At 59.5% G+C, this 13,483-nt stretch carries 15 protein-coding genes; 8 read left to right on the top strand and 7 right to left on the bottom strand.

What is annotated here, in order from left to right; all coding sequences use genetic code 11:
- Positions 1-4 precede the first annotated feature (4 nt).
- Positions 5-385 (bottom strand): OB-fold nucleic acid binding domain-containing protein, encoded by a 381-nt coding sequence (locus tag ACR0MV_RS00200; protein ID WP_480700514.1) that lies wholly within the window; start codon positions 383-385, stop codon positions 5-7.
- Between the two features lie 127 nt (positions 386-512).
- Here ACR0MV_RS00200 and ACR0MV_RS00195 point away from each other — a divergent pair, with 127 nt between their 5' ends.
- Positions 513-836, top strand: coding sequence for a 2Fe-2S iron-sulfur cluster-binding protein (locus ACR0MV_RS00195; RefSeq protein ID WP_480700512.1), 324 nt, complete (start codon positions 513-515; stop codon positions 834-836).
- The gene (locus tag ACR0MV_RS00190) at positions 836-1,621 is read left to right on the top strand and encodes an FG-GAP repeat domain-containing protein (RefSeq protein ID WP_170421933.1); all 786 of its coding nucleotides are present in this window, start codon (positions 836-838) and stop codon (positions 1,619-1,621) included. Before ACR0MV_RS00195 ends, ACR0MV_RS00190 begins: the two co-directional genes overlap by 1 nt.
- Before the next feature lie 80 nt (positions 1,622-1,701).
- Here the strand turns inward: ACR0MV_RS00190 and purD are convergent, their stop codons facing one another.
- Positions 1,702-2,964 carry a phosphoribosylamine--glycine ligase gene (gene purD, locus ACR0MV_RS00185; protein WP_170421936.1) on the bottom strand — a complete coding sequence of 421 codons (1,263 nt, stop codon included), beginning with the start codon at positions 2,962-2,964 and terminating at the stop codon, positions 1,702-1,704.
- Between the two features lie 74 nt (positions 2,965-3,038).
- Here purD and xseA point away from each other — a divergent pair, with 74 nt between their 5' ends.
- Positions 3,039-4,532 (top strand): exodeoxyribonuclease VII large subunit, encoded by a 1,494-nt coding sequence (xseA, locus tag ACR0MV_RS00180; RefSeq protein WP_480700510.1) that lies wholly within the window; start codon positions 3,039-3,041, stop codon positions 4,530-4,532.
- 12 nt (positions 4,533-4,544) lie between these two features.
- Here xseA and ACR0MV_RS00175 read toward each other — a convergent pair whose 3' ends face one another.
- Entirely contained in the window at positions 4,545-4,940 is a 396-nt protein-coding gene (locus tag ACR0MV_RS00175; protein WP_480700508.1) for a hypothetical protein, read from the bottom strand.
- A 120-nt stretch (positions 4,941-5,060) separates the two neighbouring features.
- Between ACR0MV_RS00175 and ACR0MV_RS00170 the strand changes: the two genes are divergently transcribed.
- The 5 genes from ACR0MV_RS00170 (at position 5,061) to ACR0MV_RS00150 (ending at position 9,361) form a co-directional block, all read left to right on the top strand.
- Positions 5,061-5,699 carry a lysoplasmalogenase family protein gene (locus tag ACR0MV_RS00170; RefSeq protein WP_480700506.1) on the top strand — a complete coding sequence of 213 codons (639 nt, stop codon included), beginning with the start codon at positions 5,061-5,063 and terminating at the stop codon, positions 5,697-5,699.
- Between the two features lie 58 nt (positions 5,700-5,757).
- A complete protein-coding gene (gene ftsY / locus ACR0MV_RS00165) occupies positions 5,758-6,921 on the top strand; it encodes a signal recognition particle-docking protein FtsY (RefSeq protein ID WP_170421944.1) in 1,164 nt (387 codons plus the stop codon).
- 87 nt (positions 6,922-7,008) lie between these two features.
- Entirely contained in the window at positions 7,009-7,911 is a 903-nt protein-coding gene (locus ACR0MV_RS00160; protein WP_170421948.1) for an EamA family transporter, read from the top strand.
- A gap of 16 nt (positions 7,912-7,927) precedes the next feature.
- Positions 7,928-8,533: an inner membrane-spanning protein YciB gene (locus tag ACR0MV_RS00155; RefSeq protein WP_170421951.1), complete on the top strand. Its 606-nt coding sequence runs from the start codon at positions 7,928-7,930 to the stop codon at positions 8,531-8,533.
- A gap of 159 nt (positions 8,534-8,692) precedes the next feature.
- Positions 8,693-9,361 carry a Crp/Fnr family transcriptional regulator gene (locus tag ACR0MV_RS00150; RefSeq protein ID WP_170421954.1) on the top strand — a complete coding sequence of 223 codons (669 nt, stop codon included), beginning with the start codon at positions 8,693-8,695 and terminating at the stop codon, positions 9,359-9,361.
- 221 nt (positions 9,362-9,582) lie between these two features.
- Here the strand turns inward: ACR0MV_RS00150 and ACR0MV_RS00145 are convergent, their stop codons facing one another.
- The 4 genes from ACR0MV_RS00145 to hflK form a co-directional block, all read right to left on the bottom strand.
- A complete protein-coding gene (locus tag ACR0MV_RS00145) occupies positions 9,583-11,022 on the bottom strand; it encodes a Do family serine endopeptidase (protein WP_480701225.1) in 1,440 nt (479 codons plus the stop codon).
- 185 nt (positions 11,023-11,207) lie between these two features.
- Positions 11,208-11,402 (bottom strand): DUF2065 domain-containing protein, encoded by a 195-nt coding sequence (locus ACR0MV_RS00140; RefSeq protein ID WP_170464297.1) that lies wholly within the window; start codon positions 11,400-11,402, stop codon positions 11,208-11,210.
- A complete protein-coding gene (gene hflC / locus ACR0MV_RS00135; RefSeq protein WP_170421963.1) occupies positions 11,402-12,280 on the bottom strand; it encodes a protease modulator HflC in 879 nt (292 codons plus the stop codon). Before hflC ends, ACR0MV_RS00140 begins: the two co-directional genes overlap by 1 nt.
- A complete protein-coding gene (hflK, locus tag ACR0MV_RS00130) occupies positions 12,280-13,425 on the bottom strand; it encodes an FtsH protease activity modulator HflK (protein WP_170421965.1) in 1,146 nt (381 codons plus the stop codon). Before hflK ends, hflC begins: the two co-directional genes overlap by 1 nt.
- Between the last annotated feature and the right edge of the window lie 58 nt (positions 13,426-13,483).

Genomic DNA, 13,483 nt, shown 5'->3' with positions numbered 1-13,483 from the left:
CAGCTTACGTGACTACCCCTCCCCCCCGCACCAGCACGTCCAACATCCCCGAGATATCCTCGACCTCTTCCGCGATCACATGGGTCACCGAATGCGCCCGTTGCATACGCCCGGTCACCCGCAGCAACCGGCCTGAAATCACCGCCCGGCGAAATTGTTCGTAGATCTTGCGCCAGACCACCACATTCACAATGCCGGTCTCATCCTCAAGCGTGATAAAGATCACGCCCTTGGCCGTGCCCGGCCTCTGCCGCAGGATCACCAGCCCCGCAACCGCCACCCTGTGCCCCTCAAGCGGCTCGTTCAACCGGTTGGCAGGTAGACAGGCAGGCGGGCGCGGCCAGTCTCGGCTTGAGGCCACAGTGCGAGCAGGCAACACAATCATGAGAACAAAGATAGAACATACGTAAGGAAAGTCCAGAGGCGGCGCGACGAGTCGCAAATGATACTGGAAAGACTTAAATGCCTTCACTAAGGAAGAAATCGACAAGCGAAAGAGGAAGACGCACGCAATGGCAAAGATCACCTATGTCGAGCACGGCGGTACCGAACATACAGTCGAGGTCGCCAACGGACTGACCGTCATGGAAGGGGCCCGTGACAACAACATTCCCGGCATCGAGGCCGATTGCGGCGGGGCCTGCGCCTGTTCGACCTGCCATGTCTATATCCACCCCGACTGGGTCGAAAAAATCCCGACCAAGGACGACATGGAAGAGGACATGCTGGACTTTGCCTTCGAGCCCGATCCGGCCCGCTCGCGCCTGACCTGCCAGATCAAGGTCACGGATGAGTTGGACGGTCTGGTCGTTCAGATGCCGGAAAAACAGATCTGATGCCAACCAAAGCGCCGCGCCTGCCCGCCCGCCTGTGGCACCACCGGGCACGCGGCGCGCTGTTGGCGGTGTGCACGTGGCTGGCCGGAGTGACTCCGGCGATTGCAGATACTGCCGTAAGCGCACGTTTTACCGAACCAACAACTCGGTACGCTCATGGCGTTTTGGGCGACGCCATCGAATATGGTGCGCTGGAAATAAAAACGACGAACGCCACAACTGGAACATTATCGGTCCAGCCAACGAACAAGTATTCAACAGTAACGATCAAACTGCCACCGAACCGCGTTTTCGAAGACCTTGAACCACGCATTGTCGATGTCGATTTGGACGGCACAAACGAAGTCATCGTCGTCGAATCCAGCGTCCACGAAGGCGCGCAACTGGCAATTTACGACTCACGCGGCGAAAAAATCGCCGCAACGCCCCATATCGGCACCCGTTTCCGCTGGCTTGCTCCGGTCGGTGCCGCCGACCTGGATGGCGATGGGAATGTCGAAATCGCCTATGTCGACCGCCCACATCTGGCCAAAACCTTGCGCATCTGGCGCTTCGAAAACGGCAAACTGACTGAAATCGCCTCGCTGCCGAACCTCACAAATCATCGCATAGGTGAGGATTTCATATCAGGCGGCCTGCGCAAGTGTGGCAACACTCCGGAATTGATCATCGTCAACGGCAACTGGACACGCATCATCAGCGTTTCATTCCAAACCGATTGGACCACCACTGATCTCGGCCCGTTCAAAGGCTCCAAAAGCCTGACCCGCGCCCTGCAATGCTGATCCGTTTCTTCTTCTGGCTAAAAATACCTTGGGGGTGAGGCCAAAGGCCGAGGGGGCAAAGCCCCCTGCCCCCTATCCGTTCAAAGAGCCCGCCAGCCAATGTCGCGTCGATAAAAACCCGCCGGCCAGTCAACACCGTTGACCATCGCATAAGCCCGATCACGCGCCTCTTGCAAACTCTTCCCGCGCGCAGTCACATTTAGCACACGCCCACCTGCAGCCTGCACCTGCCCGTCGACAGCTTTGGTGCCAGCGTGAAAGACCATGTTGCTGCTATCTTCAGGAAGCGCATCCAGTCCCTTGATCACAGTCCCTTTTTCATAGGACCCAGGATAACCCTGGGCGGCCATCACAACGGTCATTGCATGGTCGTCCGCCCAATTCACCTGTGTCTCGCTCAACCGGCCCTGCGCGGCCGCGTGCAAAAGGTCCAGCACCTGAGCGCCTAGACGCATCATCAGAACCTGGCATTCCGGATCGCCAAAGCGGACGTTGTATTCCACCAACCTTGGCTGGCCGTCCTTGATCATCAAACCCGCATACAGCACGCCCTGAAACGGCATCCCACGACGTTTCATTTCGGCCATGGTCGGTCGCACGATCTCTTCCATAGCACGCGCTTCGATTTCGGCGCTCAAAACCGGCGCAGGGGAATAGGCTCCCATTCCGCCGGTGTTCAAACCCGTATCGCCTTCTCCGACGCGCTTGTGATCCTGCGCGGTGCCGATGGACAGGATGTCCTCGCCGTCGCACAGCACGAACAATGAGGCCTCTTCGCCTTCCATAAACTCTTCGATGACAACCTCGGCCCCTGCCCCGCCGAACGCGCCGCCAAACATGTCGTCAATGGCGTCCAGCGCAGTCTGATCGTCCATAGCGACGATCACGCCTTTGCCGGCGGCCAGACCATCGGCCTTAACGACGATCGGTGCGCCCTGCTCGCGGATATAGGCCTTGGCGGCCTCGGCCTCGGTGAACCGGGCATAAGCCGCTGTGGGCGCGTTCGAGGCGTCACAAATCTCTTTGGTAAAGCTTTTCGAGGCTTCCAATTGCGCCGCATCTGCGGAGGGTCCAAAGACCAGCACGCCCGCCTCACGCAGACGATCCGCGACCCCGGCGGCCAGAGGGGCCTCGGGACCGACGATCACGAAATCAATTGCGTTCTCTTCGGCAAAGCTGACAACCGCGCCACCGTTCTCGATATCCAGCGTTGCGCAGTCCGCGATCTGCGCAATCCCGGCATTTCCCGGTGCCACGATCAGGCGGTCACATTTGGGGTTCTGCATCACCGCCCAGGCGAGGCTGTGTTCGCGCCCGCCGCTGCCGAGAATGAGGATGTTCATGAAGGTCTCCGATCTGCTTGGCCTCGCCTTCCGGGCGTTCTAAGCTGGGCGGGCATTTGACACAAGGCGCTGAAATGTCCGACCTGCTAGACGACCCCATTCCCGGTCAAAATACCCCTGAGTACACCGTTTCGGACATCTCGGGCGAGGTGAAACGCACACTTGAAGGCGCGTTCGGGCGAATCCGTGTCCGCGGTGAAGTTGGCCGCGTATTCAAAGCGCGGTCCGGCCATCTGTATTACGACATCAAAGATGATCGGAACGTACTGGCCTGCACCACGTGGAAAGGCCAGATCTCGGGTCTTTCCGTGGTGCCCGAAGAAGGGCTGGAGGTTGTCGTCACCGGTCGTCTGACCGCTTTTGGCGCGCAGTCCAAATACAACCTGAACGTCGATGAGGTCGCCGTTGCGGGCCAAGGCGCGCTGATGGCGCTGTTGGAAAAGCGCAAGAAGCAGCTGGAGGCCGAAGGCCTGTTTGCGCCCGAGCGCAAAAAGTCCCTCCCCTATCTGCCGCAGATTATTGGCGTTGTAACCTCGCCCTCTGGTGCGGTGATCCGTGACATCCTGCACCGCTTGCGCGACCGATTCCCGCGAAAAGTTCTGATCTGGCCCGTCGCCGTCCAAGGTGCGAACTGCGCCCCCGAGGTTGCGCGGGCCATCGAGGGCTTCAACAAGCTGACCCCGGGCGGAGCGCTGCCCCGTCCCGATCTGATAATCGTCGCGCGCGGAGGCGGCTCGATCGAAGACCTCTGGGGGTTCAACGAAGAAATCGTGGCGCGGGCCACCGCCGCGTCGGACATCCCGCTGATCTCCGCCGTAGGGCACGAAACCGATACGACCCTAATCGACTTTGTCTCGGACCGCCGCGCGCCAACACCGACCGCTGCCGCCGAACTGGCGGTTCCGGTTCGGATGGAGTTGCTGGCCTGGAGCGGTGAGCAAGGCGCGCGTCTGTCCCGTGCTGCGACAGACGCGGTTCAACGGCGTGCACAACGGTTGCGCGACCTGTCCCGCGCGCTACCGCGCCCGGACAGCTTGTTGAACACACCCCGACAACGGCTTGATTTGATTGCAGATCGACTTGCCCCCGCCCTCAGTCGCGGTGTGCAGAACAGGCGTATTCAGGTGGTCGAGTTGTCGGCCCATCTGCGCCCGTCTACTTTGCGCAACCTCGTATCGTCCAGAAATGAGGCGTTGCGAAATATGTCGTCCCGCCTTTCGCTGCGTCCGATCCAGCGCGAGATCGAGCAACAGCGGCAGAATATCAACAGGTTGGCCGATCGCATGAACGCGGCGCAAACGACGCGCCTAGATCGCATGCGGCAACAGCTGGACGCGGCTGACCGGCTTAGGGAAACGCTGAGTTACAAAGCCACGCTGCAGCGCGGATACGCCGTGGTACGGGCCGAGGGCCAGGTTCTGACTACCAAAGAACAGGCCTCAAAACACAATGCGTTCGAGATCGAGTTCGCAGATGGTCAGATCACCACGGGCCAATCCTCGCCCGCTCGACCTGCCGCGAAGAAACAGGCCAAGCCTGACGCGCCTGATCAGGGGTCTTTGTTCTAGCCAATTCCGGATTCAGACGCCGACCTCAGGGCCAAGGCAGACCATTTCTTCGTTGATATCTTCGGCCTCGTACAACTCTGTCGTGTCCGGGTTGCCCTCAAACTGGGCAATCAGGCCCCGATCAGACTGGGTGAAAACCCAACACTGCGGATCAAGCCGATCTTCGTAGATGAAACAGATTTGTTCGCCCTGCTCATACCAGAGGCCTTCTTTGCAATTGCCATCCATAAACGACCAGATAACACGCCGATTGGGCAGATACCGCTCGACCCCATAGACCTGCCCCTGAAATCCATAGAACAGCGTCTTTCCTTGCGTGTAGCTGTCGAATTCTGGCCCGGACAGCACCGGTTGAGCCGCGGCCATGTTCGCAGCCAGTGTAAATGGAATCGCAAGTCGCATCAGCATGGCTTCATTCTGTCAGATGCGCCTGAGCCGCGCCACCATCACGGGGATGCCTTAACGTCACCGGTTGAGTTATTCCGGCGATCCCGGTGAAGTTGTTGGAAAAAGCACGGGAGACATTGGATGACAACCGCCTTGTTCTGGATCGCTGCCGCAAGTGCCGTGGCCTATCTGCCGATGTCACCGCGCTCTGCAAGCGCTGTAAGGTCCGTGTTCAAAACGGCCTCGGTCGCGCTGCTGGCATTCGTCGCGTTACTGAGCGGAGGGCCCCTTCTCCTGACCTTGGCACTCGCCCTGTGCGCCGTGGGTGACGCCCTGCTCTCTCGTGAGACGGAGTCGACCTTTATGGCCGGGATAGGAGCATTCGCAGCGGGCCATCTGGCCTACATCGCATTATTCCTGACCCATCAGACCAGCGACTCTGCCTTGATCCTCGACAAACCCGGCTATTTCTGGTCGCTGATTATTCTGGGCATCGTGGCCGCGACCTTGCTCGCCCCTCGCGCCGGTGATCTGAAAGGACCCGTGCTGGCCTATATCCCGATCATTCTTGGGATGGGTGTCACAGTGCTCGCCCTGCCCGAGACTGGCGCTTTGCGATGGGCGCTGCCCGCCGCCTTGGCCTTCATCGCCTCAGACCTGATCCTGGCCACGGAAAAGTTCCTGCTGCCCCAAGACCATCCTGCGCTGCGTATCACGCCTTACATGATCTGGATCCTGTATTGGGGGGCGCAAGCCGGGTTGGTGATTGCGTTCCTCTGACCCTTTGCAACTGCCGCAAATCCGCATTAGGTGAGGAGAACACCTGCGGAGACCAAAAATGGCGTTTTTCTCAAAGCTCAAGGACAAGTTGTTCAAATCCTCGTCCCGCCTCGAACAGGGGCTCGACGCCATTGTCGAAGACGGGGGCGAAGAAGCTTCGGCTCCAGATCCCATCATCCCCGAGCCGGACCCGCAGCCTGAACCGGTCCCCGAAGTTCCCCAGCCCGCGCCGGAAACACCGGACCCGGCACCGGCACCTCAGCCGATTGAGACCCCCGAGCCCATGCCGGTTGATCCAACGCCCGCCCCGCCCCCGCCCGAGGCCGCACCGCAAAAGGGCATGCTGGGCCGCCTGTTTGGTCGTAGCGAAGCCAAGGCCGTCGTGCGCCGCACACTCGACGACGACATGCTCGAACAGTTGGAAGAGCTGCTGATCGCCTCTGATATGGGCGTCGACACCGCTCTGCGCGTCACTTCCAACATGGCCGAAGGTCGACTGGGCCGAAAACTCTCAACCCAAGAGATCAAGCAATTGCTGGCGCAAGAAGTTGCCCGCGTCATGGAGCCCGTCGCCAAACCGCTGCCAATCTACGCCAAGCGCCCGCAGGTGGTTCTGGTCGTCGGCGTGAATGGGTCCGGTAAGACAACGACCATCGGCAAACTGGCCAGCCAGTTCAAAGCCGCTGGCAAAAAGGTGGTGATCGCCGCCGGTGATACATTCCGCGCCGCCGCCGTCGAACAGTTGCAGGTCTGGGGCGATCGCGCCGGTGTACCCGTGCTGACCGCACCCGAAGGGTCCGACCCGGCCTCGCTGGCTTTTGACGCCCTGACACGCGCGCAGCAAGACGGTGCAGACCTGTTGATGATCGACACCGCAGGCCGCTTGCAGAACCGGGCCGACCTGATGGAGGAGCTGGCCAAAATTGTCCGAGTCATCCGCAAGGTCGACGACACCGCCCCGCACAACACCTTGCTTGTGCTGGATGCCACCACCGGACAGAACGCGCTGAGCCAGGTCGAAACCTTCCGCAAACTGGCCGACGTCTCGGGCCTTGTCATGACCAAGCTGGACGGCACCGCAAAAGGCGGCGTTCTGGTTGCGCTGGCCGACAAGTTCGGCCTGCCCATTCACGCCATCGGCGTAGGGGAACAGATCGACGACCTGGCCCCCTTCGACCCAGAAGAGTTCGCCGCTGCCCTCACCGGTCTTGAACAAGGCTGATCCGCCCCTTCATCTGGCCAAAAATACCTTCCGGGGGTCTGGGGGGTGGAAAACCCCAGCCTCTCAACCCAACAAAAAGACTGACATTTGAGCGACTGGCTGATCTCACTCGAAGGCACCGAAGCTGGACACCAACTGGCCCTTGGGCTGGCCTTGATGGCCGCCTTTTTGCACGCGGTCTTCGGCGCCCTGCAAAAAGGCCGCCACGATCCGTGGCTGTCACGTGGGGCAATCGACGCCAGCTATTGCCTGATGGCCGCCCCTTTCGCCTTTTTCGTCGTACCCTGGCCCGAGCCTTACATGTGGCCGATCTTTGCTGTCGTTTGGCTGATCCACATCGCCTACAAGACCCTGCAGGCTATGGCCTATACCAAAGGCTCCTACACGGTCGTCTACCCGGTCGTACGCGGCACCGGGCCGCTGTTCACAGTCATCGGAGCGTACCTTTTGTTCGGTGAAACCTTTACCGGCATGCAGTGGTTCGGAGTCCTCGTCCTGCTGGCAGGTATCTTCGGGCTGGCGGCCTACAACTTCCGGTTTCTCGAAACCAACCGCGAAACGCTGGGCATTGCCCTGGTATTGGCGGTTGCCACAGGCCTCTTCGTTGCGCTCTACACCACCTATGACGCCTACGGCATCCGCGCCACCGCGGACCCTTTCACCTTTCTGGCCTGGTTCTTCATGATCGACGGGGCCGCCATGCCCTTCTATGCCTTCCTCAGATGGCGTGCGATGATCGACCGCCCCGCAGTCGGCCCCCTCATGGTTCGGGGGTTGGTCGGAGGCATCATCGCCCCTATGTCTTTCGGAGCTATCATGCTCGCCACACGGTTGGACAAGGTCGGCGAAGCAGCGGTCCTGCGCGAGACGTCTACGGTGTTTGCCGCGCTGATCGGATGGCTGGTGCTGAAAGAAACCGTGGGGCCACGGCGGATCGCGTTAATGGCATTGATTGCATTGGGCGCAGTAATAGTTGAAATGGGCGGGTAAGCAGCAGGTCGGAATCATGGCAGAGAAAAAAGACATCAACCCCTTTCTCAAACAGGCGCTCGAGCTTGGCCCCCCGCTGGCCTTCTTCTTCATCTACCTGCGCCTGCGCGATGACAGCTTCCTGATCGGCGGCATTGAGTATTCAGGATTCATCATCGCCACGATCATCTTCGTACCCCTGATGCTGGCCGCGATGGGCATCCTTTGGTACCTGACCGGCAAGCTGAGCCGAATGCAGATTTTCACAGCATTCATGGTGATCTTCTTTGGTGGCCTGACCGCCTGGTTCAATGACGAGCGGTTCTTCAAGATGAAAACCACGCTTGTGTACGGCTTTTTCTCGGTGGTCCTGGGGATTGGCCTGTTACAGGGCAAATCCTATCTCGCCTATGTCCTCGAAGAGATGCTGCCCATGCGCCACGAAGGCTGGATGATCCTGACACGCCGTTTGTGCGGCTGCTTTGCGGTTCTGGCAATTGCCAATGAATTCGTATGGCGCACCATGTCCACGGATCTTTGGGTCAAGATCGAAACATTCGCGTTCCCGATCGCACTGATGGCCTTTCTGATGATTCAGTTCAGCATGCTGCAACGCTATATGGACGACCCCGATCAAAACTAGGCGAACCCCGCCAAACGTACTCATCTCATACGATTGCTATGAAATTGGTCGTTATTTGGTGCCCGGATCAGGCAAGTTGATAAAAAACTTGGCATAATCGCCCGGCTATGGAACATTGAGTCACCACTCAACACCTGACGCCGGAGTACCACCACTCTCATGACGGCTCTACCCAACAGCGGATTTCTGTCCGAGGCATCGGATCGTCTTAGGGCGATGCTGTCTGCCTTGGCGACCGAAATTTCACTGGACCAGGGTCAAGTTCTGTTTGAACAAGGGGATGAGGGCGACGCGCTTTATGCAATCACCGAGGGCACGCTTGAGGTGTCGTTCCTCGCGATGAGCGGGCGCAAGCTGTCGTTGACCCTGATGAAGCCGGGCGAAGTGTTTGGCGAGATCGCATTGTTCGACAGCGGCCCCCGCACAGCCACGATTGCGGCTGCCGAGCCATCGCGAGTCCTGCGTGTAAGGCGCAGCGACGTGATGGACCAGATTCGCCAGCATCCCGACCTCGCCGTCGACATGATCCGGCTGGCAGGCTTGCGCATGCGTTGGATGGGCTCGCAATTGAACGAGCAGGTGTTCTTGCCGATGCCCATACGTCTGGCGCGGAAACTCTTGCATCTGTCCGCCCTTCAGGACGACCCTGCGACGCGCATTACGCTATCTCAGAGCGAATTGGCCGAGTTCGTCGGTGCCACGCGCGAGGCGGTCTCCAAGACGATTTCCACGTGGAAACGCGACAAGGTCGTCGAAGCCTCTCGGGGCGGATTGATGATCCAGGACTTCAACGCGCTGAAAGAGCTGGCCGAGTCAGATCTGATCTGACCTTGTGACCTCCTTCACATACGTGCCGCGCTGAAAAAGCTATCTTCCTAAGTGTTACCGTAAGAGGCCAGAGAATCATCCCCGATATCTGTCCACTGGCCTCTCCCTGTACCAGAGCCATGCGCCTCCCCGGCGTGTGGCTCACCTACTTTTTAGGGGCAGAAAACAGAAAAAGGCCGGAGCATATGCCCCGGCCTTTACCGTTGATTTGATATGGTTTGTTACTCGCCCAGGCTCAGCGCCACGAACCGTGGATCGCCACCCCGGCGCACAAGCAGCAGCAGGGATTTGCGTCCCGCCTCACGGGCCTCTTCCATGCGCGCCTCAAGGTCGGCAATCGAGGTCACCTTCTGCTGACCTGCCTCGGTGATCAGATCACCCGCACGCAGCCCTTTCGAAAATGCCTCGGACGCTTCATCAACCTCGGTCACGACCAGACCCTCGGCGTCCTCTTCCAGACCAAGGTCTGTGCGCAGAGTGTCCGTTAGCGGAGAGATCGACAGACCCAGAATATCTGCATTCTCTTCCGTTGGCGCTTCCGAGGTTTCCTCACCCCCTTCATCGGTGCGCTCGGCATCCTCACGGCGTCCCAACGTCACCAGTACAGTCTGAGTGCCACCGTCGCGATGCACAACGACACGGACGGATTTACCAACGGTGGTTTCGCCCACCTGACGGACGAGACCACGTGTATCTTCGACTTCGACACCATCAAAGCTGAGGATCACGTCCCCGGCCAGCAGACCGGCGTCCTTGGCCGGTCCGTCCGGCACGTCGCTGATCAACGCACCACCCGGTTTGTCCAGACCCATCGCCTCTGCCATGTCTTCAGTCACGTCTTGAATGCGCACGCCCAGCCAGCCACGGCGGGTTTCACCAAATTCACGCAGCTGGTCGACCACTTTGACCACAACGTTCGACGCCATCGAGAAGCCAATCCCGATCGAGCCGCCGTTTGGGGACAGGATCGCGGTGTTCACACCGATCACTTCGCCATCCATGTTGAACAGCGGCCCACCAGAGTTGCCTCGGTTAATCGCCGCGTCGGTCTGAATGTAGTCGTCATATGATCCGCTCAGCGCGCGGTTACGGGCGGATACAATCCCGGCAGAAACAGAGAACCCCTGCCCCAGCGGGTTGCCCATCGCGATCACCCAGTCACCAACACGCGCGACGTCGCTGTCGCCGAAGGTGACATATTGCAACGGGCCCGAGGCCTCGACCTTGAGCAACGCAATGTCCGTCTTGTCGTCAGTACCGATCACCTTTGCGGGCAGCTCTTTCACGGGCTGTCCGTCACCCGGGAAGAATTCGACCAGAATTTCATCAGCTTCGGCGATGACGTGGTTGTTGGTAACGATATAGCCGTCCTCAGAGATCACAAAGCCCGACCCCAGGGCGTTGCTGCGACGCGGACGGTTGCCGTCATCGCCGTTGTTGCGATCCTGAAATTCGCGAAAGAAGTCTTCGAACGGCGATCCTTCGGGGACAATGCCCTGCGGACCGGTCTGACCTTCGATTAAGGTAGAAGTGGTGATGTTGACCACCGCCGGGCTGATCTTTTCGGCCAGCGGTGCTAGGCTCTCGCCCCTTGCATGCGCCGCAACGGTTTGTGCCAGAACCAGCATCATCCCCGCGAACACCAGCCACATCAGCCGCATAAAACCAACCCCCTCGTCCTGCCGGACCGAAATACTGCGTGCTTGTGCCTGCACTTGGGAACTCCTTGTCAACAAGTCTTGTCTTACCACCTGCGGGTGGCCGTTCTCACGAACCAATGTAGTCGGTTTGTCCAAGCCCGCAACTCGGGATCGCGGGGAATTCACCGGCAATTGAGGTCACAATCCTAAAATCCGACCTGATATGCGCCCCAAAGCAGCACTAGACCGCTGACGACGCACAGCAATCCTGCCAACCGCCGCGCCTGTTCGGGAATGGATCGCAGCGCCTCGAGCATACGTTCAATAAGCGAAGGGGCCAGCGCGTAGGCCAGCCCCTCGACAATCAGTACCAGCCCGAAGGCCAGAAGGATCATACCCATTACTGGGCCGATTGCCCGGTGGGCGACTTCAGATAGTTGAAGAAATCAGAATCCGGGCTGAGCACCATCGAGCTGTTACCACCTTGCAGCGCGCGCTCGTAAGCCGAGAGCGAACGGTAGAACTCGAAGAACTCGGGGTCCTTGCCAAAAGCCTCGGCGAAGATCGCGTTACGCTCGGCGTCGGCTTCACCGCGGATGATCTCAGCCTCGCGGTTGGCGTCCGACACCAACTCGACCACAGTACGGTCGGCCTGCGCGCGGACACGCTGCGCGGCTTCGTTACCACGGGCGCGTTCGTCGGTCGCTTCACGTTCCCGCTCGGCTTTCATCCGGTCAAATGTCGCCTCAAGGTTTGCTTGCGGGAGGTCAGTTGCCTTCAGACGCACGTCGATCACGTTCACGCCCAGCGCTTGTGCTTCGGCAATCGCGCTGTTCCGGATACGCAGCATCAAAGCCGCACGGTCCGAGCTGAGGATATCGCGGGACGAAACCGAACCCAGAACCTCACGCGTTTCAGCGCGCAGGATACGGTCAAGACGATCCTCGGCAACGGGGATACCGCCGACACCAACAGCCTGACGGAACTGATTCAGATCGGAGATCCGGTAGCGTGCAAAGGCGTCGACAACCAGACGACGGTCATCCAAAGGCGTAACCTCCAGCGGCTGCACGTCAATGGACAGGATACGGTCGTCGTAGCGCACGACTTCCTGAATCAAAGGAATCTTGAACGCCAGACCTGGCTCTTCCTTGACCGCGACGACACGACCGAACTGCAGCACCAGCGCGCGTTCACGCTCGTCCACGATAAAGATCGAAGACAGGCCAACAACACCAAGGATCACGACCAGAATGAGAATAATCGGTGATTTACGCATCAGTTGCTCTCCTCGGCCTGATTGCGGCGCAATTCGTTCAGCGGCAGATACGGCACGACGCCTTGCCCCGAACCGGTCGAGTTTTCGTCCAGAATGATCTTGTCGACATCACCCAGAACCTGTTCCATCCGTTCCAGATAGAGGCGTTTGCGGGTCACGTCAGGCGCTTTGGAGTATTCTTCCAGAACCGCGCTAAAACGGCTGGCCTCACCTTGAGCGCCATTGATCTGCTGGGCGCGATAGGCTTCGGCTTCTTCCAGAACCTGAGCCGCTTCACCGCGGGCTTCCGCCAACACACGGTTGGCATAGGCGTCAGCAACGTTCTGCAAACGGTCACGTTCCTGAGCGGCAGCCTGAACATCGCGGAACGCCGCAATCACGTCCTGCGGCGGGTCGGCCTTGTCAAAGTTCACGCGGACAATGTTCACACCTGAGTCGTAGCTGTCCATTGTCGCCTGAATAAGTTCCTGAAGACGGTCCGCGATGATGCCACGATCCCGGTTCAGAATTGGTGCAAGCTCGCTTTGCGCAATGATTTCGCGCATCGCTGATTCCGACACTGCTCGGATCGTCTGGCGCGGATCGCGCAGGTTAAACAGGTACTTGGCCGGGTCGTTGATGTTCCAAACAACTTGATAGTCGATATCGACGACGTTTTCATCGCCGGTCAGCATCAGTCCATCGTCGCTGCCACGCGCGCCGCCCATGTCTTCGTTCTGTTCGCGGGTTACCGGGATAACCTCAGCGGTCACGAAAGGCCACGGCGCAAAGTTCAGACCCGGATTTCCGACGGCCGAGAACTCACCCAAAAACAGCTCAACCGACTGTTCTTCGGGCTTGACCGTGTAGAAGCTGGCCGCGCCCCACAGTACCGCCGCTACGACGACACCAATCAGGACCGTACCTTTGGTGAACAGAGGGCCACCGCCACCCTGACCGCCGCCACTGCCACCGCGACCCGAGCCGCCACGACCGCCCATCAGGACGCGCAGTTGCTCTTGACCTTTCTTCATCAGCTCATCGATCTCGGGGATCTGCGGGCCATCGCCTTCGGGCGGGCGTTGCCCGTTACCGTTATTGCCCCTATTTCCTCCGCCACCGGATGAGCCTCCGCCCCCCCAGGGGCCACCGCTGTTGCCCGCCATATGTATCTATTCCCTTGTGTTGGACCGTGTGATCACGGGTTCCCTTGTAACTTGTGTG

The sequence above is a fragment of the Ruegeria sp. BC3 genome (assembly GCF_056539265.1).
Note: the sequence above shows the minus strand (reverse complement) of the source record. Positions and strands in the feature narration are given on the sequence as shown.